This window comes from Brevundimonas sp. AVps4, from assembly GCF_058681525.1.
Genome location: NZ_CM178741.1, coordinates 2243342 through 2267124, shown reverse-complemented (window position 1 = coordinate 2267124; position 23783 = coordinate 2243342). Strand labels below are relative to the sequence as shown.

The window sequence follows — 23783 nt, the reverse complement described above, 5'->3', positions numbered from 1 at the left end:
TGAGAGCATGACCCTGTCCGTGCTCCCCCATCGCCGCAGCCTCTTGACCGGCGTCCTCGCCCTGGCCGCCTGCTCGCCAGAGCCTACGGCGGCGGGCGAGGCCCAATACGCCGCCTCGCCCTATCGCCGGATTTCGGACGCGGAATGGCGGCGGCGGCTAGGCGACGCCGCCTGGCGGGTTCTGCGGCATGAGGCGACCGAACGTCCTTTCACCAGTCCCTTGAACGATGAGCATCGACGGGGGACCTTCGTCTGCAAGGGGTGCGACCTGCCCCTGTTCCGCTCGAGCTGGAAGTTCGAGTCCGGCACCGGCTGGCCCAGCTTCTATGAGGTCATGGGCGCCAACATCGGCCGCAAGCGCGATTTTGCGATCGGCATTCCTCGCACGGAATATCATTGCGCCCGCTGCCTGGGACACCAAGGCCACGTCTTCAACGATGGTCCCCGCCCGACCGGACTGCGTTATTGCAACAACGGCGCGGCCCTGAGGTTCGTTGCGGCCTAGGCTCGATTGGCCCGGATGGCGGAATCGACCGCCACGCCGAACCAAACCGAGGCGATTAGGATCAGGAGGCCATAGTCATGACCCGGCAGAAAGACCGGCGCGGCGGCGGCGAAGATCAACACCAAGGGAAACAGGCCGGCCCAGACGGCGGAGGCTGCGGAGGCCGGATGGATCATCGGCTGGGGCGTGGGGCGTTTCAGAAGCCGGTTCATCCCGCCGTTGAAGGCGACGAACAGGGCCGAACAGACGACGGCGGTGATCAGATATTTCGCCGCCTGGCCCGGCGCTCCGAACGCCGTCGCCGTCATGATCAAGAGCGCCAGGGCGACGCCCGTGCTGAAGGCCAGCATGAGGTTGGGTTCCAGACGGTTCAAGACTTCACCTTCACATAGGCGCCGGGGGCGGGTTCAAGCGGGGGCAGGGGGCCGGCCGACGGATCGCGCGCCGCGACGGGCTCGCCCGATCGCGCCCGCAGCCAGGCCGCCCAGTGTTCCCACCAGCTGCCGGGCGCCTCCACCGCGCCCGCCTGCCATTCGGCCAGGGTGTCGGGCAGTTCGGCGTTGGTCCAGTGCTGATACTTCTTCGCCGTCGGCGGATTGATGACCCCGGCGATATGGCCCGAGCCCGCCAGGGTGAAGGTGACGTCCTTGCCGCCGAACAGTTTGGCGGACCGATAGACCGAGTTCATCGGGGCGATGTGGTCCTCTCGGCTGGCCTGGAAATAGAGGGGGATTGTCACCTTGGAGAGATCCGCTGTCAGCCCGCCGATCTTGAACGCCCCCTGGGCCAGGGCGTTGGCCCCGTACATCTGGCGCAGATAGGCCAGGTGAAGGGCCTTGGGCATCCGGGTCTGGTCGGCGTTCCAGAACAGCAGGTCGAAGGCGGGCGGATCCTTGCCCAACAGATAGTTGCTGACGAAGAAGGACCAGATCAGGTCATTGGACCGTAGGGCGTTGAAGGTGTCGGCCATGGCCGCGCCGGGCAGGACGCCGCCGGCGGCGTCCATCTGGCGCTCGATCTCGGCGATCCAGTGGTCGTCTGTGAACAGCAGGAGGTCGCCCGCCTCGGCGAAATCGTGCTGGGCGGCGAAGAAGGTGGCCGCAGCGATCCGCTTATCGTCCCTGGCGGCCATATGGGCCAGGGCTGCGCCCAATAATGTGCCGCCGATGCAATAGCCGACGGCGTTGAGCCGATCGGTCCCGGCCTGCTCCAGCGTCTTTTCGACGGCGCGGTAGACCCCCTTCTCCAGATAGTCGTCAAACCCGTAGCCCGCCTTGTCGCGATCGGGATTGACCCAGGAGCAGACGAAGACGGTGAAACCCTGGCTGGACAGCCAACGGATCAGGGAATTGCCTGGCTGAAGGTCGAGGATGTAGAATTTGTTGATCCAGGGCGGGAAGATCAGCAGCGGAATCCGGTGCTGGGTCTCGGTCGCTGGGGCGTACTGGATCAGTTCGAACAGATCGTCGCGCCAGACCACCTGCCCCGGCGCGGTGGCGACGTTCTGACCGACGACGAACTTGCCGTAGTCCGCCTGGCTGATCCGCAGCGATCCGGCGCCCCGTTCCAGATCGGCGGCGAAGTTCTGCATGCCCTTGACCAGCGATTCGCCGCTCGTCTCCGCCAGGGCCTTCAGGGCGACGGGATTGGACGCCAGGAAGTTCGACGGCGAAAAGGCGTCCGTCAGCAGACGGGTGAAGAACTGGGCGCGCCGCTTCACCGCCGGATCGACGTCCTCGACCCCCGCGATCAGGCCGTTCATCCAGTCGGACGTCAGCAGATAGGAGCGGCGCATCAGGTCGAACATCGGGTTCTCGGACCATTCCGGATCCTTGAACCGCTTGTCGGCGGGGGCGGGCTTCGCCGGTTCGCCGGCCGCCTGACGCGCCGTATCGGCCCACAGGTCCATGTAGCGGCCGAACAGATCGGCCTGGGCCTGAAACAGCTTTTCGGGGCGCGCCGCCAGACCGCCCATGATCGACGTCAGGGCGGGCGCGATGTTGAAGGGGTCGGGCGACAAGGCCGCCGGACGGTCGGCCTGCGACAGGGCGGCTTCGGCCAAGGCGCCCTGCGCCATCATCGCCGCCTTGGCCAGGTTCATCGACAGAGTCTCGATCAACTGGGCCTGGTCGGCGCCGAAGGGCGGGGCGACGTCCTCGGTTTCGGGCGGCCTCGTATCCGCCGGAGCGGGCTTGGGACCGCGCTTAGCGGCGGAGGCCGCAGCCTCCGATGCGTCGGCCTTCGCGGCCTTCGCGGCCTTGGGGGCCGTCTTGGCTTTTGAAGGGCGGGGCTTGGCCGAGGTCGGGCGTCCCGCCTTTCGCGGGCTCTTGGCGGTCGGCTCGGCGCGGGGCGCGCCCGGCTTGGGCGGGCTGTCTTCGGGAGCGCGGGCCATTGGTTTCCTCCACCTTCTTGTTCGCGTCACGCCGGTTCGAACCCGCGCCCTTCCGCAGAGGACGATGATGGCATAAGACGAACCTCGAAATGAACGCGCACTTATCTAAAATGAAGCCGGCGGGCCGAAAATGAGGCGAGCCGCCTCCGTCGTTTGTCTGACGGGTCTCATCGCAGCCTCGGGCGGTTGTGCGCGGTCGCTGGGTCTGGACACCGATCCCGCCTCGCCGATCGCGCCGCGCGTCCAGGCTCTGGTCGACGCCAATCGAGACTATCCGCGCTGGCGTGATTTCCCCGCCGCCCCGACCGATCTGCCGCAGGTCGCTGAGGTCGGGCGATCAATCGATCGGCTCCAGGCCGAGGGCTCGACCCTTGCGCAGGAGGCGGCGCGAATCGAATGGACGATGACCGACGCCGAGGCTGAAGCCGCGGCTGTCCGCGCCCAGGTTGGGGCCGTTCCCGTATCGCCCGACGCGGCCCGCACCCAGGCGGATATCGAGGCCTTCGCTCAGGAACTGAGAGATCGCGCCAAGGCGCCGCCGCCGGTCGATCGCCGACCGATCCCATGAGGCGGTCGCCGGGGCGGAGAATCCCCGGATGATGCGATGATGGCGGACGACGGCGGCTTCAAGATCGACAGCGGTTTCCTGGGCGTGTCCCAGTCCCTGTCCGGGCGGGCTTGGCGGCAACGCCCGGCGGACCCGGCCCTGATTCGCGCCCATCGTCAGGGCCTAGGTCTCGAGGAGCCGGTAGCGCGGGCGCTGGCGGCGCGCGGCGTGGGCGCCGATCAGGGAGCGGATTTTCTGACCCCGACCCTGCGGGCGCTTTTCCCCGATCCGTCCAGCTTCATGGATATGGACAGGGCGGCCGAGGCGATCGTCGATGCATTGCTGGCCAAGGCTCGGGTGCATGTCTTCGCCGACTATGATGTGGACGGCGCGTCGAGCGCGGCCCTGCTGGTGCGCTGGTTCCGGGCCATGGGCGCCGACCTGCCCCTGTATGTGCCCGACCGTCTGACCGAGGGCTATGGCCCGTCGGCTCGCGCCTTCGATACGCTGAAGGCGGCCGGGGCCGATCTGGTCGTGACGGTGGACTGCGGCGCGGCGGCGAACGAAGCCCTGGCCCACGCCGCCGCCATCGACCTGAAGGTCGTGGTGATCGACCACCATCTGATGCGGTCGGAGCCGCCGCAGGCCCTGGCGGTGGTCAATCCCAATCGACCCGGCTGCAACTCAGGTCAGGGCAATCTGGCCGCGGCCGGGGTGGTCTTTGTGCTGTTGGCCGCCTTGAACCGCGAGGCGCGGCGGCGAGGCCTGTTCGCCGACCGGCCTGAGCCCGACCTGCGCCAGTGGTTGGACCTCGCCGCCCTGGGGGCCATCTGCGACGTCACCGGCCTGACGGGGTTCAACCGCGCCCTGACCAGCCTGGGTCTTAAGGTCATGAGCGACTGGAGAAATCCCGGTCTGCGCGCGCTTCTGGCCGCTGCGGGCGCGGAACAGGGCGCGGCCAAGAGCCATCACGCCGGCTTTATCCTGGGGCCGCGCATCAATGCAGGTGGTCGGATCGGGCGCGCGGACCTGGGGGCCCGATTGCTGTCGACGGACGATCCGGCCGAGGCGCAGCAGCTGGCGCTGGAGTTGGATGCGCTGAACCTGTCTCGGCGCGACGTCGAGCGCGCTGTGACCGACGCCGCCGTGCGCAAGGTGGAGGCGACCGGGGCGCACATCGATGATACGCCCGTGATCGTGGTCGCCGGTGAAGACTGGCATCCCGGCGTGGTCGGCATTGTGGCGGGGCGTCTGAGGGAGCGCTGGCGCAAGCCCGTGATCGTCGTCGGATTGGATCCGGTGACGGGAGTGGGCAAGGGGTCGGGCCGGTCCCAGCCCGGCATGAACCTGGGCCGGGCGGTCCAGGCGGCTTGGGAAGCAGGGCTGCTGCTGGCCGGGGGCGGCCACGCCATGGCGGCCGGGTTGACGGTCGAAGGCGGCCGACTGGCCGAACTGACCGCCTTTCTGGCGGAGCGGCTGTCCGGCGAACGGGAAGACGCCGTGGCGATGGATGTGCTGGAGATCGACGCCCTGATCGATCCGGCCGCCGCTCGCCGCGATCTGTTCGAGTCGTTCGAACGTCTGGCGCCGTTCGGTCCGGCCAATCCCGAACCCGTCTTCGCCCTGGCCGGGGTCCAGACCCGGGAGGCGGTGCAGATGAGCGGCGGTCATGTGCGCTGTCGTCTGGTCGGTCCTGACGGGGCGTCCGTCCGCGCGGTGGCCTGGCGTTGCGCCGATCTGCCGATCGGCCGGGCCCTGCTGTCGGGCCAGGGGGGGCTGAATGTCGTCGGTCGTCTGAAGGCGGACGACTGGAACGGCCGGCGCGGCGTTCAGTTCGAGATCGAGGACGTGGCCGATCCCCGTCGCATATGACGGTCGCCGCTTCGAGACCAGGCTGCTGAAAAACTCGAAATCCGCGCTTGCACCCTTTTGAGGGCGCGGCTATATCGCCGGCTCTCCCGCGCAGCGGTCCCTTCGTCTATCGGTTAGGACGTCAGGTTTTCAACCTGAAAAGAGGGGTTCGATTCCCCTAGGGACTGCCACGCGGTGAAGCTGAGGCTCTGGCCTCCGGCTGCCTCACCTACAGAAATCCTCGCCAATTCAATCGTTGAGCGGTGCGCCGGATCGGTGTCGTTGGTGCGACACAACCGAGGCGTTTCTGCTGACCTGAGGCAATATTCCCACCCTCTGCGGCCAGATTCCGCTTTCCAAAGATTCGCGGAACAGTGTTAAACGGAATCTAAGGGTCCGTAGAGGAGCGGACGGGGGTATTAGGTTGACTGACTACCACGGGATTGAAACGGCGGAGACCGTTCGTGTCGTCGGTCGCGTCAAATGGTTCGATCCGACGAAGGGCTATGGCTTCATCGTTCCGGATGATCCGACTTTGACCGATCTGCGGGACGTGCTGCTGCACATCAGCAGTCTGAGAGACAAGGGGCGCGACCATGCGGAAGAGGGCGCGCCCATCGTGTGCGACTGCGTGCGGCGCGCCAAGGGATGGCAGGCCGTCCAGGTTCACGACCTGGGCGTCGGCGACGTCGCGGCGGTGGCGAGACGGCCCGGTACCGAGGCCGACAAGCCGGCGCCGCCGCTTGACGCCGGCGCGACGCTGGAGCCCGCCGTGGTCAAATGGTTCAATCGCACCAAGGGCTACGGATTCGTCGTGCGTGATCGCGAACCCGGCGATATCTTCGTCCATATAGAGACGCTGCGCCGTTGTGGACTGGACGATCTGGTTCCCGGCGACGCGGTTCAGGTGCGGTTCGCCAGCGGCCCCAAGGGGCTGGTGGTGGCGGAAATCAGAACGGGCGGCTGAAGGCCGCCCCGGAGGGCGGATGGTCGATCTGGTGCGACGTGCGTTTTCAGCCGGCTTGATGGCGCTGGCGCTGGCTGGGTGCGCCGCCAAGGCGCCGGTGGGCGTGAACGGCGAGCCGATGCAGCGGCTGGCGGTCGTCACCGCCTCGGGCGAACACGCCTTCTGGGTTGAGATTGCGGACGATGAGCCCGAACGGCAGCGCGGGCTGATGTTCCGTCCCCCGTTGGCGGACGATCAGGGCATGCTGTTCCAATGGCCGGGAGAGCCGCCGCGCGAACAGAGCTTCTGGATGCGCAACACCCCCAGTTCGCTGGACATTCTCTATATAGATCCGAAAGGGCGAATCGTCTCCATCGCCTCGCACGCCACGCCCTTTTCCGAGACGCCGATCCCCTCGAACGGCGCCGCCAACGGGGTTCTGGAACTGCGCGCGGGGCGGGCCTCCGAGATCGGCGCCAAGCCCGGCGACAAGGTTTTGCACCCTTATTTCAAGCCATGATTTGCGGATTGCGCGCTGAAGTGCCAATAGAGCGCTCCGTTCGGTCCGGGGTGTAGCGCAGCCTGGTAGCGCATCTGGTTTGGGACCAGAGGGTCGGAGGTTCGAATCCTCTCGCCCCGACCAAGGAACGGCCGCTGGATTCCGTGTCCGGCGCGCGTTATGGCAGGTCCACAGGACCTGACGATCACTAGGGATTTCGCCATGCTCGCCCGCATCTACCGCCCGGCCAAGACCGCTATGCAGTCCGGCAAGGCCAAGAGCCGCGATTGGCGCCTGGAGCTCGAACCGGCCTCGGCCCGCACGATCGACCCGCTGATGGGCTGGACGGGCAGCTCCGACATGAACGGCCAGGTGCGTCTGACCTTCGATTCGAAGGAAGAGGCCGTCGCCTATGCCGAACGTCACGGCATTCCGTTCCGGCTGCACGAGCCGCACGAGGCGCCGACGATCATCAAGGCCTATGCCGACAACTTCGCAACCAACCGCAAACAGCCCTGGACGCACTGACGTCGGGCCTTTGCCGAGCGCCCTTAGCTCAACCGGATAGAGCACCCGCCTTCTAAGCGGACGGTTGTAGGTTCGAGTCCTACAGGGCGCGCCATTCTCCGGCGGCGGCGATCAGAGCTTTCTCGATGACAGACCCCGCTTTCGCCTCTCCTCAGATTCGAGTCGCCGCCCTGTATCGGTTTGCGCCGATAGGGGAGAACGAGCTTGTCCTGGTGCGGGATCGGCTTCAGGCGGTCTGCGACGCGTGCGGCGTCAAGGGCACGCTTCTGGTCGCGACCGAGGGGCTGAACGGCACAATCGCCGGGCCGGAGGCGGGGATTGAGACGGTGCTGGGTGAGATCCGCGCCTTGCCGGGGTTCGCCGATCTGGACGTCAAATACGCCTGGACGGGGGAGGCGCCCTTCCTTCGGATGAAGGTCCGCATCAAACGCGAGATCGTGACCATGGGTCAGCCCGATCTCGACCCGGCGCGCCAGGCGGGGGTCTATGTGGCGCCTCAGGACTGGAACGCCCTGATCGCTGATCCGACCACCTTGGTCATCGACACCCGCAATGACTATGAGGGCGAGATCGGCGCTTTCGAGGGGGCGGTGCAGCCGAACACCGGCAGCTTCCGCGACTTTCCCGACTGGTTCCGCACGGAAGGCCGGGCGCTGCTGGACGAACGCAAGCCGCAGCGGGTCGCGATGTACTGCACCGGCGGCATTCGTTGCGAAAAGTCGACCGCCTTTCTGAAAGCGGAAGGGGTGGAGAACGTCCACCATCTGGAAGGCGGCGTCCTGCGCTATCTGGAAGAGGTCGATCCCGCCGACAGCCTGTGGCGGGGCGACTGTTTCGTTTTCGACGAGCGGGTCTCCGTGGGGCACGGTCTGGTCCGGGGCGAGCACACGCTCTGCCGGGGCTGCCGCATGCCTATGGATGCGGCGGGGCGGGCCTCGCCCCATTTCATCGAAGGCGTCTGTTGCGACCGTTGCAGGGACACGCGCGACGACGCCCAGAGGCTGCGCTATGCCGAGCGGCAAAGACAGATCGAGTTGGCCCGAAGGCGAGGGCAGGCGCATCTGGGGCGTAGCGGCTCCGACTAAGTGGCCGAACGGCCCCGAACAGGCGGTCGGCGGACCTGATGGGATCAGGTTCGAACCAACTGTCGGACATGCTAATGGAATGGTCAGCCGTTCTCAAGCATTCCAGCCTCGGTTGCCCACAGGCCGAAAACAACAATGACCGGAAGGATGGACGCGCCCCGCGCGATAGCCGTCCGGCTGTCGGGCGGAGGCGCAAGACGGCATAGGCGGGGGGCAGCATGGCGGACAAACGCCCAGCCCCTTTCTCGCTCAGGCTCACTTTCGAGCAACGCGCCCGATTGGAACAGGACGCGGGCGGCATGTCCCTCGCGGCCTATATCCAGTCGCGCCTCTTTGATTCTGAAAATCCCGCCCCGCGTCGCCGGGGCAAACGTCCGGTCAAGGACCATCAGGTCTTGGCACAGGTGTTGGGCAAACTCGGTCAGTCCCGGCTCTCGGCAAACCTGAACCAGTTGGCCCGGTCGGCCAATTCGGGGAGCCTGCCTGTCACCCCCGACACGGAGGCGGCGCTTCTCGCCGCCGTTGCCGAAATCCGGCAAATCCGCCTCCTGTTGATCGAGGCGCTGAATCTTGAGGTCGAGCCATGATCCTCAAGGGCTCCCAGCGCAGCGGCGCAAAGCAGCTCGGCCTCCATCTGATGAAGACGGAGGAAAATGAGCATGTCGAAGTGCATGAGGTCAGCGGCTTCATGTCCGACGATCTCATGGGTGCGATGAAGGAAGCCCATGCGCTGTCGCTCGGGACCAAGTGCAAGCAATTCCTTTTCTCGGTGTCTCTTAATCCGCCTGTCTGCGAGTCGGTTCGGATCGAGGTTTTCGAGAAGGCCTGCGACGTGATCGAAGAGCGGCTAGGACTGAAAGGCCAGCCGCGCATGATCGTCTTCCATGAAAAGGAAGGGCGTCGTCATGCCCATGCGGTCTGGTCGCGCATCGACGCGGACACGATGACCGCGAAGCCGCTGCCGTTCTTCAAAACGAAGCTGCGGGACATCGCCAAGGAACTCTATCTCGAAAACGGCTGGAAGATGCCGGAGGGCTTTAGGGATTCCAATCTGCGCGATCCCCGCAATTTTACGCTCGACGAATGGCAGCAGGCGAAGCGGGCGGGCCTCGACGCCAAGCAAATCAAAGCGACTATTCAAGAATGCTGGGCCATGTCGGACAACGGCCCTGCCTTTGCGAAGGCGTTGGAGGAGCGCGGCCTGTTCCTCGCGCAAGGTGATCGGCGCGGGCATGTCGCTGTCTCGATAGAGGGCGAGGCGTTCGCCATCGCCCGCATGATCGGCAAGAAATCGAAGGAAGTCACGGCGCGGCTCGGCGATCCGAAGGCGCTACGCTCGGTGACAGATACCGCCCGCCATATAGGCGAGACGGTTGCTCCGCGCCTTTCGCGCTTCATTTCGGAAGCCAAGCGCGTAGCCCAGAACGCCATCAGGCCGCTTAATGAGCAAAAGGCGGCGATGAAGGACGCCCATCAAGTAGAGCGGGCAAAGCTGGACCGGATGCAACGCGAGCGTCGGGACAGCGAACAACGTGATCGCTCGGCCCGCGTCCGCACGGGCGCGAAGGGTCTATGGGACATCGTGACCGGGCGCTATTTCAAGGTGCGGAAGCAGAATGAGGTGGAAGCCTTCTTCGGGCTTCAACGCGACCGGGCGCAGCGGCATGATCTGGTTTCGGCTCAGCTTAAAGAGCGGGCGGGCTTGCAATCTCAAATGAGCGTCATGCGTGATCGTCATGCAAGACAGTTGCTCGGCCTCTATCGGGACGCGGCCCAATATCGCCGCATGATGCGGGATGGACAGTTTGATCGCGATGACACGGAACGCGCTCGGCCTGCGCCGCGCGGCCCGGAGTTAGGGCGATAGTTTAGTCAGTCACCAAGACATTCATTGCAAATAATAACTCCGCCCGCATTCGATCCTTCCCCTAAATTGAACCGCTTGTGGCAATGGACACATTCGAATTCATAGCAATCATTTTTGACATCCATTCAGGACCTTCCAGCTTTTTCAAAGATATAATTTTATCAGACTGCCGGGATAAATGCCAACAGTCCAAATTGACGTCATATACCCCACTGACCGTTTTCACCGCATCATATCGCTTTGGCCTTCCAGTTTTCCTCCGATGTCTTTCGCGCCCCGCCGGGTCGCGTTGTGATCGTTTTATCGTCCGGTGAATGTCGATGGGTGCAAGGCGTGTGAACAGCCTTCTCCACGTCCGTTTCGCTTGGCGGGCAATGCACCTCATTCATCCGGCCTGATTTCTCCGTCTCAACGCGGCCCAACGGGGGCGGCGCAAGACAGACAGGAGGAATCCATGTTCAAAATGACCAAAGGCGATCTGGCCTCGAAAACGAACGCTCAGCTTTTCGCTATCTTTCAAGAGGCAAGCAAAGGCCTGATCGCCACCAAATCCGACCTCGCATCGGCTCAATCGCTTCTCGCGATGATCCGCGCCGAAATCGCGAAACGCGGTCCTTCCCCATAGGGAGGCGAAGGGGCGCTATCCGCGCCCCTTTTTTCAGTGATCGCCGTTAACCTACTTCACGCAGAAGGTCGTACTTCTCGGAGCGCACGATTGAAAAAATGACGAGTCGCTTGATCGCGAGCGGCGGCGTCTGTTAAAACGATATTTCGCATTTCATTGTCACGCTGGAACATGCGAATTGCTCCTTGGAAGAATGCCTGCGCAAAGGCGGTGTAAACAACATCCGGGGGATTGTTGAGGAGCATCTCCGATAGGTCCGTATTCAAAATCTCGGCGTTGACCTGCTCGAAGCGTATCATGTCGGCCTCGGTGAATTGCGTCCCGTGGCGTTCGTTGAACGCCTTCACAATCTGCGAAAGCTCCTTCTTCTCATCCTCGGTGTAGGGTTTTGCCCCGAACTCGCTGATTGCTTTTAACGGGCTCATGTCACCTGCGGCGAGCGAGGCGTCACTTTGCTCCTTCTGAACCACCTTAAACTTCTGAAGACGAAGCATGGCATCGGTGATTTCGACTTCCGGCGGGATTTCCCGATTAGGGAGCAAGCGAGCGAGCCATGAGCCATAGGAATAGAGCTTTTCCAAGCCCGTATCCTCCAGCTTCATCACCTGCGCGATGAAGCTGTAGAAGCGCATGTAGCTGCGCAGAAGCTGGCGAAACTCCTCCTGCCGCCCCTCATCGTCATCGACCTCAAACCGGCCGACGGCTTGACGGACCAACCCTTCGAGCCGCGCACGGTCACCGCCGTCGAGCGCCCCCTTATAATAGGTCGCCGCGAACCGTTCGATCTCGTCCTTGTCTAGATAAGCGAATTTGAACAGCCGTCCTTCAAGATCGTAAACGAGATTGGGGTCGGAATTGGCTTCGAGCGCTGTCACCTCGAAGTAGGGCCGAAAAGCGTCTTGTATGTCCTCGATGGTGTTCTGGAAGTCCAAGATGAAGGTCTGATCCTTGCCGGGGCGGGTGCGATTTAGGCGGGACAGGGTTTGCACTGCCTGAAGGCCTGCCAGCTTGCGATCCACATACATGGCGCAGAGCTTGGGCTGGTCGAAGCCGGTCTGATATTTCTCAGCAACGATCAGGATTTGATACTGCTCGGGATAAGATGTGCCGTCAGGCTTGAAGCCGTCGAAGCGGCCCGGAAGTTCAGTTTCGCTAAAGCCCGTCAGGTCCGCTTCAGTGTAGGTATGGCCATCGACGGTCAACTCGCCCGAGAAAGCGACAAGCGCGCGAAGGTCGGCATAGCTCTGTGCTTTGATGTAGTCGCGCACACCGAAGAAGTAACGCAAGGCATGATCGCGGCTGCCAGTGACAATCATGGCCTTGGCCTGTCCGTCCAGCATTTTGGCGACATGGCGACGGAAATGCTCGACGATGATTTCGACCTTCTGGCCAATGGCGGTGGGATGTAGATTGGCGTAGCGCGCAACGCGGCGCTGGCCCCGTCGCCCGCTCAGTTGCGGGTCGTCCTCAATGGCCTTTTCCAGCTCGTAATACGCTTTGTAGGTCATGTAATTCTGGAGAACGTCCAGAATGAATCCTTCTTCGATAGCCTGACGCATTGAATAGAGATGGAAGGGTTGCGGCAGCCCATTCGCGCCTTTGGTCCCAAAGCGTTCCAGCGTGACATTTCGCGGAGTTGCAGTAAAAGCGAAGAAACTGATGTTCGCCTGCGGGCCGCGCGCCTTCTGATACGCGGCGATGATGTCCTCGATGTCGTCGCTGGAGTCCGCCTCACGCGTGAGCGCGTCGGTCATGGCTTGGGCGGATTTGCCGGACTGACTGCTGTGTGCCTCGTCCACGATGACGGCAAAGGTGCGGCCACCCTGGCCGGAAATCTCTTTCAGGTGCTCGGTCGAGAATTTCTGGATCGTGGTGACGATGATACGAGCGCCTTTGGCGATAGCCTGTCTAAGCTGCTTCGATGTGCCGTCAATCTTGCGCACGACGCCCTGCGTCTGCTCGAACTGCGAGACGGTGCTTTGAAGCTGGCGGTCCAGAACGATACGGTCGGTGACGATGATCGCGGTGTTAAATACCGCCTTGTCACCTGCGTCGTGCAGGTTGATCGCGTGGTGCGCGAGCCAGCCGATAGTGTTGGATTTGCCTGAACCGGCGGAGTGCTGGATCAGGTAGTTGCGCCCCGCACCAAACTCGCGCGCGTGCGCCATGAGGCTGCGCACGGCGTCAAGCTGCTGGAAGCGCGGAAAGATCAGGGCTTCTGCCTTTCCACTGGTGTCGAGGTGTATGAAACGCCCGATGATGTCTAGCAGCACGGCTCGCGAGAATATCGCTGCACCCCATTCGCCAGAGTTATAAAGATAGGCGACGCGGAACTCGTTCTCAATGTCAGGATTCCCGGCCCCTCCATCGCGGCCGCGGTTGAAGGGCAGGAAATGTGTGCGACCATTCTGAAGCCGCGTGGTCATGGATACGTTATCTTCGTCCAGCGCGAAATGGACCAAGGAGCCGCGCTTGAAGGTCAGCAACGGTTCGCCCGCTGGGGAGCGGTCCTGCCGGTATTGCTTCTCGGCGTGGCGGAAATTTGAGCCGGTAAGGAGGTTCTTCGCCTCCATCGTGGCGACGGGTAGGCCGTTGAGGAACAAGGCCACGTCCAACCGACCTCCGTGGCGTTCGCTGTATTCAACCTCCTTCATCACCGAGAGAATATTGGCCTCGTATTCGGCGACGCGTTTAGGTTCCAATCCGCTGGCGGGGCGGAAGTAACAGAGCGCAAACTTGATGCCGGGGACAATTTTGATCCCCTGCCGCAGCACGTCCAGCAGCCCGCGATCTTTAAGGGATTTTTCGAGCTGCTTGAAAAAGGTGTCTTCCGCCGCTGTGGTGTAATGCCCTTCCAGCCTGGCCCATTCGTCGGGCTGGGTGCCTTGGATGAATCGCAAGACCAAAGCCCTGTCCATCGCCAGCGCACGGTCATAGTCAGCCTTGGCATCGCGCAGTTCATAGCCCTGACCGGCGACGAGCCGGGCGATCAGGTGATCCTGCACTACCTGTTCTTTGTGGGCATTATGCGCAGTGGTACTCATGCAGACGCCCCTGCAATGCTTCTAGGGTCGATGTTGAACCCTGCGCCTTGAAGTCGCTGCGCCAGCTTAGGAACGATTTCCCGCACATGGTCGTTGAACTCGATGTAGAGAATGCCCGCCGCATCAGAAGGCATTTCAAGCGCGCCTTTCTTGAGGATGACCATTTTGTCTCGCCCGAGCGCTGCCATCACCATGCCCATTTCGAGGATCACGTTTTGCCGAGCGCGTGGTTGCTTTTCAGTTTCCCCAGCGGCCTTGGAATATCCGAAGTCGTCAGGGGTAAGAAGAACTATACCGAAGGCGGCCTCCCGGTAGATGTTCTTCTCCAAAGCTTCGATGACGGTTTTGCTTTCGCCATCGGAGTTTTGAAGGATGAAAGGCTGCAATCCAAGCCGCATGAGGACCAATTCCAATTGGTCCCGTGCATCGCGGTCATGACCATGCACAACAAATATCTTGGCGCTTGTCGCTACTGCTACAGCGCTAACCGGGCCAGCGCCACTTATAGCTGCATTCAATGAAGTTCGGAACGCGTCTGCATTGCTGCCCTGAAATTGAAGCGTTCCGCTGCTTGGCCACCAGTTCAAAACCTCCCCAGTCCGCCCCCGGAATGAGTGGTTGTTCGCCTTTACATTGTCGGTCCAAACCCCAACCAAACCGCAGGAATCTACCGCGGACTTTAGCTCATCAATAGCCCCATGAAATTTGCTCATACTTTCATGCCCCCCCCAATCTTATCAAATTGTCGCTCCGTCTGGCCTCGCTTGTGCCAGCTCGCCACATTGATCCGGCCGGTAACGGCGGCCGTGATTAGGGCTGCGCGAAACTCCCCCAACCGGGCAATCGAATGTTCTGTTTTTCTCTTCAATCGTCGTTCGAATTCGACCGCCTGCTCAACAGCCTTTTGCAACTCTGATCCGGGGACGGGGATTTTCTCCTTTCCAAGGCGGCGCGCGTTTAGGGGTCTGTTACGGCCAGCCGAACCTCTCGATGCTTCGTTGAGAAGGAAGTCACCGTAGCTGCTTCGCAAGAGGCCGAGCAAATAGGAGTTGTTAACCCCGGACTTGCCACGATAGACAGGGTACCGGTGTGAAACAACGCAACCTTCTTCTTCGGCAGTGGCGAGGGCCACTGCACCCTCCCATGCGAACTGACCGCTAAGGATTAGGTCTCCAGCTTTAACGAAGAAGAACTCGGAATCGCCCATGCCTTCTTCATCGGCGGCGGGCTTTTTGAAAATGCCGCGCCCCCGGTTATAGAGGCCAAGCCGAACCAGCTCATCATGCTCGGACAGCGTGACAGGCCGAGAAACACGGTGTGTTAGGTGTTCAAATCGTATATGTGGCACATTGGGGTCTGAAATCGCTTGGTCAACAAGAGCCTCGATCCGGCGCGCCACGCTCATCAAGAAACGACGTTTTTTCTCGATTAACTGGTCGATGCGGGCTGTTTCGCGGTCCAGAAAATCGGCAATAGATTTCTGCGTTTCGAGATTAGGCGTCCTTACCCAGTCGTTTGGAAAATCGTTGAACTTAATGGACTGGCGAACGCCCGCCCCAAGTGAATAGTAATATTTGGCGAGATCGAGCGCGAGAAGCGTATAGGCCCAAAATCGCGCGTCATGCTCCTTGGCAACCTCCAAGGCGTCATAAGCCGACGTGATGATCCCGCGCTCCGTTACCAAACCTTGCCGGATGCTACGCTTATCGTTTTGCAGGTCCGTGAGCCGCATAACTATATTGCCCGGTTCAACGATCTGGTAGGTTTCAAAGCTCTCCGGTAACAAACCTTCGTTGGCGTCGATGTCCTTCCGGATTATACGGCCATAACTGAGGGAAAGCAGGTTATCCTCCTGCATACCCGTGTTCTTCATTCCCCTGCGGACGTGCAGGACATTACGGAGCTTGTTCGCTTGCCAACCGGCTGGCGGCAATGTTCCGTGAACGCGCTCTTGCAGGGTAATCACGCCGCCACCTCTTGCAGCAGCCCCGCGATCTCGGCCTCAAGCGCCTTTAGCTCCGTGTCAATCTCGTCCAACGGACGGGGCGGCGTGTAGCGGTAGAAATAGCGGTTGAAATTGATCTCATAGCCGACGCGGCCAATCTCGCGGTCGCGGGCATCACGGTAGGATTCGTCCACCCAAGCGTCGAGAGCGAAGGGCGTTACCTCGCGTGCGACATACTCACGCCAGTCCTCCTTCAGTGGTACAAGCTCGTGGTCGCGCCGTTCAGTATCCGGTTCGGGGTTGCCGTCCTTATCGATGCAGATGTCCGCTTCCTCATCGCGCCTGGAAAGTGCCGCGAGAATTGCCTTCTTTACTGGCCCGGCGATCCTCACGCCTTCGGCTTTGAAAGCCTTGGTCAAAGCCTTTTCAAAAGCGTCGCGATTGGTGAAGAGCGTGTCCCGCAACGCCAGCAAGACGACCTCGATTTCTTCCTTTTCGTTCTCGGACAGGCGGGCAAAAACCTTCTCCTCCGCGAGGCGCGCGATGCGCTCCTGACTTGCCTGAAAATTCAAGCGCAGCGGACGTTCGACCCGGATCTCGCGGTAGCCGAAGTCGGCAACATCGAAGATTTTAGCAACGTCGCCTTCGCCGTGCCCACCGTTCAGAAAACCCTCGTAGATGCGCACGATGTCGGCGCGAGCCTCATCCGGAATCTCGCGGCGTTTTGAGCCGAGGGATTTACGCATGGAGCGCCAGAATCGCTCGCCGCTGGCATCGATTAACTGCACCTTGCCCCGTCGATTGGCGGGCTTGCGGTTAGTCAGCAACCACACATAGGTCTGAATACCGGTATTATAGAACAAGTCGGTTGGTAGGGCGACAATCGCCTCGACCCAATCGTTCTCGAACATCCAGCGGCGAATTTCGCTCTCGCCAGACGCAGCCCCGCCAGTAAATAGCGGCGAACCATTCATCACGATACCTATGCGCGAGCCGATTTCATCATCGCGCATTTTCGAGATCATGTGTTGCAAGAATAAAAGCTGACCATCAGAGATGCGCGGTGTTCCTGCACCGAACCGACCTTCGAAGCCCATTGATACCGCTTCGTCCTTGATCGGGTCTTGATACTTCTTCCAATCCACGCCGTAAGGGGGATTGGACAACATGTAGTGGAACTTCTTATCTTTGTGGGCATCCTGCGTAAGCGTATTGCCAAAGGCAATCTGCTCGGGATCGTGGCCCGTCACGAGCATATCCGACTTACAGATACCAAACGACTCGCCGTTCAACTCTTGTCCGAACAGTTCGACACGGATCGACGGGTTGAATTCCTGCAAGGCAGCTTCGGTGAGGGCTAGCATACCGCCCGTGCCGCAAGCCGGGTCATAGACCTGCCGAATGATGCCGCGCCCGGTCAGCTTGGTGTCATCGTTGGCGATCAGCAAGTCAACTATAAGGCGGATCACCTCCCGTGGAGTGAAGTGTTCACCTGCGGTTTCGTTGGAGATTTCGGAGAAGCGGCGGATCAGCTCCTCAAAGAGGTAGCCCATCTCGATATTGCTGACCGCATCGGGGTGCAAGTCTATCTCGGTGCAACGCTCAAAGACATTCCAAAGAATCCCGCCTTCCTTTAGTCGTTTCAGCTGATCGGTAAATAGAAACTTATCGAGAAAGATGTCGCGGACATTGGAAGAAAACTTCGTGATGTAATCGACTAAATTAGCGTGGAGTTGGCCAGGTTCCTGTCCCTTTAGTGTAGCAAACGTGAAACGCGAAAGGTTGTAAACCTTGATATTGCCGCCGACCGTGCCGAAAAGGATCATGTCGCGGGTTGCGTCGTCCACCCCCTCAGGAAGAGATTTGGCGGCCTCCAACAACGCATCCTTCTTTTCCTCAAGGATGCAGTCGAGTCGCCTTAGCACGACGAAAGGCAGAATAACTTTGCCGTATTCTGACTGCCTGAAGTCTCCCCGGAGAATTTCAGCAATCGACCACGCGAAGCTGCTGAGCTTCTGGACGGTAGCGTTACTAGACGGCACGGTTATCCCCCGGTTGCGAGTTATCCGGTGGAGAATGGGACGAAGCGCCACCCGCCAGCCGGTCATATTCTTCGATGCTGATGACCACGACCACCGCGCGATTGTGCTTCTCAATCAGGACGGGTTCGTGGCGGGCGAGATCAATAAGGTGACCGAAGGCGTTTTTCGCCTCGGCAGCAGAGAGCCTTTTCATGATCCCCTCCCAAGAGGGGCCCATAATGGCCAATTTAGCCAGATTCGGCAATGGTCCTGTTTCACGGCTGGATGACCGCCTCGATGGGCGCAACCATCGTGCAGGGTCCAGGGCGGCAAACGGTTTGATCGAGGTGTCCAGAGGAGCGCGAAAGCACCTTGGTCATGGGTCAATGGGAGCAGGAACGCTCCTTTGCCGCGCTGGAGGCGGCTGGGTTCCATAGGGGCAGGAACGCTCCTTGGTCGTCTCAAGGGGCGAAACCATTGTGCAGGGTCCACGGGCGGCATACGCTCTGGTCATGGGTTCAAAGGGAGCAGGAACGCTCCTTTGTCGATGGGGTGTGGGGAGCGCCGGAGGCTCCCCATTGGTGCGGAACAGGCTCGATGCCGTATGCCGCGCCACTGCCAGAGGGATGCAACGGGAGAGCGCAGCGTCTCCCTTGCCAAGATAGGCGTGGTACTACCACGCACATCTTGCGGTAAGCGTAAGCCCGTCTTTTCTTCTGCCTTCTCGCTGTCACATACTCGTATGCCCCCGGCCTGCAAGCACCAGAATGCAACGCATGACGCCTAACCCGAAGAGGAGGCAAGGTCATGATTCACGTCGCTAAGGTGAGCCAATTCTCGTTCAGCATCCAGTTCGATGATGGCATGAAGGAAACGCTTGCCGAGATCGCCCAATGGGGGCCAGTCGAAAAATCCCTTCAGGGCTTACTGTCAGACTTTCTGCTCGGTCCAACTTTACCGGAAGACTGCGATGGCGGTCCGGACAACGATTATCCTTTCTGATCCTTATCCCCCCGCTCCGAACTGAGCGGGCCTTATCGCTTCATGAAGCCGCAGGGTGCTGCGGCTTCACTCTTTAGGAGGCGATAGTGCAGAACAATCCCCCCGATCTCCCGCCCATGAAGCCCGTGGGAACAGCAAAACCGTCACCTTCAGCTGCTGGTCCGCTTCCTTCCGCTACGCCTTCGGCGCGTACTGAATTTCGCGGCACACGGCGGATGAAGCAAATCCTCATGGCCATTACTGGCGGCGGTTTGCTTCTCACTGCGAGCGTCGGTGTAGGCGAGCTGGTTCTGCGGCCCGGTATCCGGCCCACTGATATCCTCGCCACCATCGAGGCACGGACGGAACTCGGCATCTTCAATCAGAAGATGGGTGCAGCTCCCGGCGAGTTTTCGATGACAGAGGATCAATACCGCCTCAAGATCGCCGAAGCTGAGCGTGCTGGCCAAGCGAAGGCTGAACTCGCTTATCAGCGCGATCTTGCCGCTGTCCAAGCCGACAAGGAACGTGTGGTTGGGGCGTATCAGGCCCTATACGAGCGGACGGGTATCATCGTGCAGGCCGCTGTGCAGATGGAAGCCGTTGCCCAGCAGTTTCGCCAACGTCTGGTGGAACAGACCAATGGAGGCCGCGCCGTCGTCATTAGTGTCTATGACGGCCTGTGCGCTCTGGGCAGTCCCGAAGCTTGCGAGTCTGCCCGGCAGGCGAGAGAAGGCATGATCCGGGAAGCTGGGCAGCTGACGGAAGGTAATCTGGCGCAGAAGATGGCTGAGCTGATGCAGGGCATCCCAGACCCTGCCACTTTCGTCGCGAATGAAGACATTCGCAGAAACGGCTCTCCCGCTTTGCAGCGGTGAAGCGAAGCATCCGAAATCCGGCCCCGGCGCGTCACATGATGCGTCGGGCTTTTTCTTATGGATCGAAACATGACGATTGACGTGCCCCTGAGAATTTCCTCCACGTGGAGCTAGAGTCCGGCCCTTGAAAGGACGGACGGAATGAAACGAGCGAGATTCACGGAAGAGCAGATCATCGGGATCCTGCGGGAGAACGAGGCCGGCGCCAAAGCGGGCGAGCTGGCGCGCAAGCACGGCGTGTCGGAAGGCACGATCTACGCCTGGAAAGCCAAGTTCGGCGGGATGAGCGTGTCGGACGCCCAGCGCCTGCGCGCCCTGGAAGATGAGAACGGAAAGCTGAAGCGCCTGCTGGCCGACGCCATGCTCGACAAGGCGGCGCTGAACGATCTGCTCTCAAAAAAGTGGTAGGGCCCGCGGCGATGCGCCAGGCCGTCGCCCATGTGAAGGCGACGTTCGGCGTCAGCGAGCGGCGGGCCTGCTCCATCATCAAGGCCGACCGCAAATCGGTGCGCTATCGCTCTTGCCGCCCGCCAGACACGGCGCTGCGGGAGCGGCTGCGCGCCCTGGCTGTCGAGCGGCGACGGTTCGGTTATCGCCGGCTGTTCGTGCTGCTGCGACGTGAAGGCGAGCCTTCGGGCAAGAACCGGATTTACCGGCTCTATCGCGAGGAAGGCCTGACGGTGCGCAAGCGCCGCTCACGCCGTCGGGCCATCGGCACGCGGGCGCCGATCCTGGTCGAGGCCAGGCCGAACGCCCGCTGGTCGCTGGACTTTGTGCACGACCAGTTCGCCACGGGCCGCCGCTTCCGCATTCTCAACGTGGTCGACGACGTCACCCGCGAGTGCCTGGCGGCGATCCCCGACACCTCGATCTCGGGACGCCGGGTCGCGCGTGAGCTGACAGCGCTGATCGCTCGGCGGGGCTGTCCTGCCATGATCGTCAGCGACAACGGCACGGAGTTCACGTCCACGGCCATCCTGGCCTGGGCGCAGGATCATGGCGTCGACTGGCACTACATCGCGCCGGGCAAGCCGACCCAGAACGGGTTTGTGGAATCCTTCAACGGCCGGATGCGCGACGAACTGCTCAACGAGAGCCTGTTTTTCAGTCTGGATCACGCCCGCCAGAAGGTCGCTGCCTGGGCGCTGGACTACAATACCCGCCGGCCGCACTCGTCTATCGGCTACCTCACCCCGGAGGCTTTTGCCGCCAGTCTGACCGCAACAGGCCGACCCGCTGCGCAGGATGAAAGCTGCGCGGTCCGGCCTGTTGCTCATCCCACGCTGCGAGGCGTAACTAACCCAAGGACTCTGGTCGCCGCTGGATGAAAATTCAGAGGCACGTCACGATCTTGGGTGATTTTCCGCGCGGTGTTCCGGGCGACTCTTCACATGACGCGCCTCTCGGAACGGCTCGATGGGCGGATATCTCGGCGGAATGGCGAGAAGGTCTGTTGTGGCTCGGACGCAATGACGATGGCACTGCCATCGGGCACGGCGATGATCGGCATGTCATCACGCTCGCCGGGTCTCGCTCAGGCAAGGGGCGATCCGCCATAATCCCGAACGTCCTGCTCTGGCCGGGAAGCTGCGTCGTCACCGATCCGAAGGGTGAGAACGCCTCTCGCACGGCGGTCGCTCGTGCGACGCGCGCCGGGCATCGCGTCGCCGTCATCGATCCCAGTCGCGCGTCCGATGTCCCTGACGCCCTTCGCATGGGGTTCAATCCGCTCGACCTGATCGACGGCGATGCAGAGGATGCCATCGATCTGGCGGCTGCGATTGGCGATCCCGTGATGGTCGATAGTGGCGACGGCAAGGACATTCACTGGGTCGAAAGCGCCCGCCAGATTTTCGAAGCCGTCCTGCTTCATGTTGCCACAAGCGAGGTGGGGCAGAGGCGCTCCCTGATTCGTGTTCGCCAACTCCTCACCGTAGGTGATCCTGAATATGCCGATCAGCTCTATGCCGAGCGCGTGGCAAAGAAGGGAGACAAGGCGGTCGAAGTCTCTCCGCTCGATGCCCTTTGGATTCAGATGTCCAGCTCCATTGCGTCCAACGGGGCGGTGCGCGATGTGATCGCCGGAGCCGCGAATTCGATCCGCGATATGGGCGAGAACGAGCGGGGGAGCGTTCTATCCACCGCGCGGCGGAACACTAAATTTCTGGATAGCGTATGGCTGCAATCCTGTCTCGATGGGTCGGGAGGAGCCTGCCTGAATATCGACGACCTGAAAGAATTCGCTGGTGGGCTTTCGGTTTATCTCTGCCTTCCTGCGCGGTTCATTCCGACGCATGCACGGTTTCTGCGCCTGATGCTGAACCTCATGCTGTACCGGATGGAAGCGCAGGGGCTGGAGCAACCGCGCTGCGGCTACCCGGTTCTCTTCGTCCTCGATGAGTTCGCAGCCTTGGGCCGGCTAGAGGTGATCGAGAAGGCGGCGGGCCTGATGGCAGGCTATGGCGTCAGGCTGTGGCCGATCTTGCAGGATTTGGGTCAGCTCAAGCGTCACTATAAGGAATCTTGGGAAACCTTTCTCGGCAACGCCGGAATTTTGCAGTTTTTCGCGAATGCCGACCTGACGACGCTCGACTGGCTGTCCAAGCGCATGGGGCAGATTGAATTGGTGCGCGAGACGCGCGGGTCGTCGAGCGCGAGGACAACCCAGATGTCCAGGAGTCAGAGCAGAACGGAGAGCGCAGGCTGGACGGAGTCGAATGGCACGTCTCAGGGGCAATCGGAGATGCCTGATCTGTCGCGGCTCGCGGCGCGTGATGGCGGATCGGGCCTTCTGCCCTTCATTGCCCGGTCCTCGGCCAGCGGCACTGGTCACAGCGAAGGCGTTACGAACCAGAAGGGCGTCTCTGGCGGCGAGAGCATTCAGCACGGTGATAGCAGCTCGTCAGGTTCAAGTGAGACCGACACGATCAATCAGGGGTTACACCGGACCCCGCTGCTCAATCCGGATGAAATCGCACGCCTCTTCGACCGCCAGACAAAACGCCAGATCGTCTTCATCAATAGCCTCCCGGTGGCTCTCTGGCGCACAAACTGGGACGAGGACGCCATGTTCAACGCCAGCCAACCACGCCGCGCCTGAGAAACTGTGTGATCTCCTTGTGAGCGCGTATCTCGGCTTTGAAGCGATCCGGTTCAAAGGTCTGGGGAACGAATGGCTTGGCAGCGCGGCGCATCGTGATCGGATACGCGCTCGATAAAGTTCCCCGCGCGCCAACCAGCAGCGTTCCGTCACCGCGCGAATAACCGCCCGATTTCGGGTCTATCGGAAAACTCGACATGACGAAGATGAACGGTGCGCCCGTTTCTTTGAGGCGTCCCTGAAAGAGGATGCAGTCCTGATAGGGAATTGCGAAACCCTCGACCTGCTCGGTGGAGGGTTCATCCTCGTCATCTAAAAACGCCATTTCGATCTGGAATCGCGAAGGGTCGTCGTCGGTGCCGCACGTCATTGACATCAGCATGACGTGATCGAGGTTCACGAACGAGGGGCGGTAGACCGCATACTCGCCTCTGAGCAGTTCAAGCGCAGGAAGGTCTATCGCCTTCTGGCTGGGTGAAAGAAGGGCGTGAAGCGCAGGCGCGACCGCGTTCGGCACGCTGACATGTTGATCTGGCGTCGTATACCAAAGCGGCTCGATAAGGTAGCGGTGCTGTTCGAAGAACCAGTTCCAAGCAAGCAGGGGCAAGTCACGTTCGTTGGACGTGTAAGTGGCATCGCGCGCGACAAAGCGATGCCACTTCCTGCGATCGATACTCACCGCATAAACACCCTGCCAGCGGGAAGCGTTCTCGCGCGACCATGCAGTGATCCGCTCGGCCTGAGCGGCGAGGGACATATAAGGCTGCAACGCCTTCGCTGCCGCCTTCAGAACCGCAATCGATCTCGGCGTCCCGTCGTAAGTTGGCGCTTCCGCTTCCCCGGTCATGTCGCAGAGATGTCGCGGCGTGTCGCGCTTTTGTCAACGTCCTGTGCCGCTCGAAAACAGGTTGAGCTTGCGACATCGCCGAGACGGAGGCGCGTTTCCTAAGTCCTTTGGGGAACGTCATC

22 protein-coding genes and 3 tRNA genes are annotated in these 23783 nt (G+C 61.4%); 17 read left to right on the top strand and 8 right to left on the bottom strand.

What is annotated here, in order from left to right; genetic code table 11:
- Positions 1-7 precede the first annotated feature (7 nt).
- A complete protein-coding gene (msrB, locus tag ACW178_RS11200) occupies positions 8-505 on the top strand; it encodes a peptide-methionine (R)-S-oxide reductase MsrB (RefSeq protein WP_054765952.1) in 498 nt (165 codons plus the stop codon).
- Here msrB and ACW178_RS11195 read toward each other — a convergent pair.
- Together ACW178_RS11195 and phaC are read right to left on the bottom strand one after the other, a co-directional pair.
- Positions 502-879: a hypothetical protein gene (locus ACW178_RS11195; RefSeq protein WP_228184286.1), complete on the bottom strand. Its 378-nt coding sequence runs from the start codon at positions 877-879 to the stop codon at positions 502-504. The two genes, msrB and ACW178_RS11195, sit on opposite strands and share 4 nt — an antisense overlap.
- The gene (gene phaC, locus ACW178_RS11190) at positions 876-2897 is read right to left on the bottom strand and encodes a class I poly(R)-hydroxyalkanoic acid synthase (RefSeq protein WP_492024576.1); all 2022 of its coding nucleotides are present in this window, start codon (positions 2895-2897) and stop codon (positions 876-878) included. The genes ACW178_RS11195 and phaC overlap by 4 nt, the downstream gene beginning before the upstream one ends.
- Before the next feature lie 130 nt (positions 2898-3027).
- Between phaC and ACW178_RS11185 the strand changes: the two genes are divergently transcribed.
- From ACW178_RS11185 to ACW178_RS11130, 12 genes are all read left to right on the top strand, one after another.
- The gene (locus tag ACW178_RS11185; protein WP_054765950.1) at positions 3028-3465 is read left to right on the top strand and encodes a hypothetical protein; all 438 of its coding nucleotides are present in this window, start codon (positions 3028-3030) and stop codon (positions 3463-3465) included.
- A 39-nt stretch (positions 3466-3504) separates the two neighbouring features.
- A complete protein-coding gene (gene recJ / locus ACW178_RS11180; protein WP_492025055.1) occupies positions 3505-5316 on the top strand; it encodes a single-stranded-DNA-specific exonuclease RecJ in 1812 nt (603 codons plus the stop codon).
- A gap of 95 nt (positions 5317-5411) precedes the next feature.
- Positions 5412-5486, top strand: a tRNA-Glu gene (locus tag ACW178_RS11175).
- Positions 5487-5719: 233 nt separating this feature from the next.
- Entirely contained in the window at positions 5720-6262 is a 543-nt protein-coding gene (locus ACW178_RS11170) for a cold-shock protein (RefSeq protein WP_464158738.1), read from the top strand.
- 19 nt (positions 6263-6281) lie between these two features.
- On the top strand, positions 6282-6761 hold the full coding sequence (locus tag ACW178_RS11165; protein ID WP_054765944.1) for a DUF192 domain-containing protein: 480 nt from the start codon (positions 6282-6284) through the stop codon (positions 6759-6761).
- A gap of 46 nt (positions 6762-6807) precedes the next feature.
- Positions 6808-6884 (top strand) — tRNA-Pro (locus ACW178_RS11160).
- 78 nt (positions 6885-6962) lie between these two features.
- The gene (locus ACW178_RS11155; RefSeq protein ID WP_492024575.1) at positions 6963-7268 is read left to right on the top strand and encodes an ETC complex I subunit; all 306 of its coding nucleotides are present in this window, start codon (positions 6963-6965) and stop codon (positions 7266-7268) included.
- A gap of 17 nt (positions 7269-7285) precedes the next feature.
- Positions 7286-7362, top strand: a tRNA-Arg gene (locus ACW178_RS11150).
- Positions 7363-7393: 31 nt separating this feature from the next.
- Complete coding sequence (gene trhO, locus ACW178_RS11145; RefSeq protein ID WP_492024574.1) at positions 7394-8353, top strand: oxygen-dependent tRNA uridine(34) hydroxylase TrhO; 960 nt, start codon at positions 7394-7396, stop codon at positions 8351-8353.
- A 218-nt stretch (positions 8354-8571) separates the two neighbouring features.
- Complete coding sequence (mobC, locus tag ACW178_RS11140; protein WP_492024573.1) at positions 8572-8940, top strand: plasmid mobilization relaxosome protein MobC; 369 nt, start codon at positions 8572-8574, stop codon at positions 8938-8940.
- Positions 8937-10220, top strand: a complete 1284-nt coding sequence (locus ACW178_RS11135) for a relaxase/mobilization nuclease domain-containing protein (RefSeq protein WP_492024572.1) — start codon at positions 8937-8939, stop codon at positions 10218-10220. Before mobC ends, ACW178_RS11135 begins: the two co-directional genes overlap by 4 nt.
- Positions 10221-10674: 454 nt before the next feature.
- Positions 10675-10845, top strand: a complete 171-nt coding sequence (locus ACW178_RS11130) for a hypothetical protein (protein ID WP_492024571.1) — start codon at positions 10675-10677, stop codon at positions 10843-10845.
- A gap of 56 nt (positions 10846-10901) precedes the next feature.
- Here the strand turns inward: ACW178_RS11130 and ACW178_RS11125 are convergent, their stop codons facing one another.
- The 5 genes from ACW178_RS11125 to ACW178_RS11105 are packed head-to-tail and all read right to left on the bottom strand — an operon-like array spanning position 10902 to position 18069.
- Positions 10902-13889, bottom strand: coding sequence for a type I restriction endonuclease subunit R (locus ACW178_RS11125; RefSeq protein WP_492024570.1), 2988 nt, complete (start codon positions 13887-13889; stop codon positions 10902-10904).
- On the bottom strand, positions 13886-14602 hold the full coding sequence (locus ACW178_RS11120; RefSeq protein WP_492024569.1) for a TIR domain-containing protein: 717 nt from the start codon (positions 14600-14602) through the stop codon (positions 13886-13888). The genes ACW178_RS11125 and ACW178_RS11120 overlap by 4 nt, the downstream gene beginning before the upstream one ends.
- Positions 14599-15855, bottom strand: a complete 1257-nt coding sequence (locus ACW178_RS11115; RefSeq protein WP_492024568.1) for a restriction endonuclease subunit S — start codon at positions 15853-15855, stop codon at positions 14599-14601. The genes ACW178_RS11120 and ACW178_RS11115 overlap by 4 nt, the downstream gene beginning before the upstream one ends.
- Entirely contained in the window at positions 15852-17876 is a 2025-nt protein-coding gene (locus ACW178_RS11110; RefSeq protein WP_492024567.1) for a type I restriction-modification system subunit M, read from the bottom strand. Before ACW178_RS11110 ends, ACW178_RS11115 begins: the two co-directional genes overlap by 4 nt.
- Positions 17866-18069 carry a type II toxin-antitoxin system Phd/YefM family antitoxin gene (locus ACW178_RS11105; RefSeq protein ID WP_492024566.1) on the bottom strand — a complete coding sequence of 68 codons (204 nt, stop codon included), beginning with the start codon at positions 18067-18069 and terminating at the stop codon, positions 17866-17868. Before ACW178_RS11105 ends, ACW178_RS11110 begins: the two co-directional genes overlap by 11 nt.
- 593 nt (positions 18070-18662) lie before the next feature.
- Between ACW178_RS11105 and ACW178_RS11100 the strand changes: the two genes are divergently transcribed.
- The 4 genes from ACW178_RS11100 to ACW178_RS11085 all read left to right on the top strand — a co-directional run bounded on the left by ACW178_RS11100 (position 18663) and on the right by ACW178_RS11085 (position 22814).
- On the top strand, positions 18663-18857 hold the full coding sequence (locus ACW178_RS11100) for a hypothetical protein (RefSeq protein WP_492024565.1): 195 nt from the start codon (positions 18663-18665) through the stop codon (positions 18855-18857).
- A gap of 86 nt (positions 18858-18943) precedes the next feature.
- The gene (locus ACW178_RS11095) at positions 18944-19714 is read left to right on the top strand and encodes a hypothetical protein (protein WP_492024564.1); all 771 of its coding nucleotides are present in this window, start codon (positions 18944-18946) and stop codon (positions 19712-19714) included.
- A gap of 141 nt (positions 19715-19855) precedes the next feature.
- Positions 19856-21042, top strand: a protein-coding gene (locus ACW178_RS11090) for an IS3 family transposase (protein WP_433935296.1) whose coding sequence is annotated in 2 segments (ribosomal slippage) — positions 19856-20117 and positions 20117-21042 — 1188 coding nt in all. Because the reading frame shifts where the segments join, the coding sequence is not laid out codon by codon here.
- Positions 21043-21167: 125 nt separating this feature from the next.
- Entirely contained in the window at positions 21168-22814 is a 1647-nt protein-coding gene (locus ACW178_RS11085) for a type IV secretory system conjugative DNA transfer family protein (protein ID WP_492024563.1), read from the top strand.
- On the opposite strand, the gene ACW178_RS11080 is transcribed toward ACW178_RS11085, so the two are convergent.
- Positions 22786-23661 carry a hypothetical protein gene (locus ACW178_RS11080; RefSeq protein WP_492024562.1) on the bottom strand — a complete coding sequence of 292 codons (876 nt, stop codon included), beginning with the start codon at positions 23659-23661 and terminating at the stop codon, positions 22786-22788. The two genes, ACW178_RS11085 and ACW178_RS11080, sit on opposite strands and share 29 nt — an antisense overlap.
- Positions 23662-23783: the final 122 nt, after the last annotated feature.

Coding starts and splice junctions, on each gene's coding strand:
- msrB (WP_054765952.1), top strand. CDS start 8: ATGACCCTGTCCGTGCTCCCCCATCGCCGCAGCCTCTTGACCGGCGTC.
- phaC (WP_492024576.1), bottom strand. CDS start 2,897: ATGGCCCGCGCTCCCGAAGACAGCCCGCCCAAGCCGGGCGCGCCCCGC.
- ACW178_RS11185 (WP_054765950.1), top strand. CDS start 3,028: ATGAGGCGAGCCGCCTCCGTCGTTTGTCTGACGGGTCTCATCGCAGCC.
- recJ (WP_492025055.1), top strand. CDS start 3,505: ATGGCGGACGACGGCGGCTTCAAGATCGACAGCGGTTTCCTGGGCGTG.
- ACW178_RS11165 (WP_054765944.1), top strand. CDS start 6,282: ATGGTCGATCTGGTGCGACGTGCGTTTTCAGCCGGCTTGATGGCGCTG.
- ACW178_RS11155 (WP_492024575.1), top strand. CDS start 6,963: ATGCTCGCCCGCATCTACCGCCCGGCCAAGACCGCTATGCAGTCCGGC.
- trhO (WP_492024574.1), top strand. CDS start 7,394: ATGACAGACCCCGCTTTCGCCTCTCCTCAGATTCGAGTCGCCGCCCTG.
- mobC (WP_492024573.1), top strand. CDS start 8,572: ATGGCGGACAAACGCCCAGCCCCTTTCTCGCTCAGGCTCACTTTCGAG.
- ACW178_RS11135 (WP_492024572.1), top strand. CDS start 8,937: ATGATCCTCAAGGGCTCCCAGCGCAGCGGCGCAAAGCAGCTCGGCCTC.
- ACW178_RS11130 (WP_492024571.1), top strand. CDS start 10,675: ATGTTCAAAATGACCAAAGGCGATCTGGCCTCGAAAACGAACGCTCAG.
- ACW178_RS11125 (WP_492024570.1), bottom strand. CDS start 13,889: ATGAGTACCACTGCGCATAATGCCCACAAAGAACAGGTAGTGCAGGAT.
- ACW178_RS11120 (WP_492024569.1), bottom strand. CDS start 14,602: ATGAGCAAATTTCATGGGGCTATTGATGAGCTAAAGTCCGCGGTAGAT.
- ACW178_RS11105 (WP_492024566.1), bottom strand. CDS start 18,069: ATGAAAAGGCTCTCTGCTGCCGAGGCGAAAAACGCCTTCGGTCACCTT.
- ACW178_RS11100 (WP_492024565.1), top strand. CDS start 18,663: ATGATTCACGTCGCTAAGGTGAGCCAATTCTCGTTCAGCATCCAGTTC.
- ACW178_RS11080 (WP_492024562.1), bottom strand. CDS start 23,661: ATGACCGGGGAAGCGGAAGCGCCAACTTACGACGGGACGCCGAGATCG.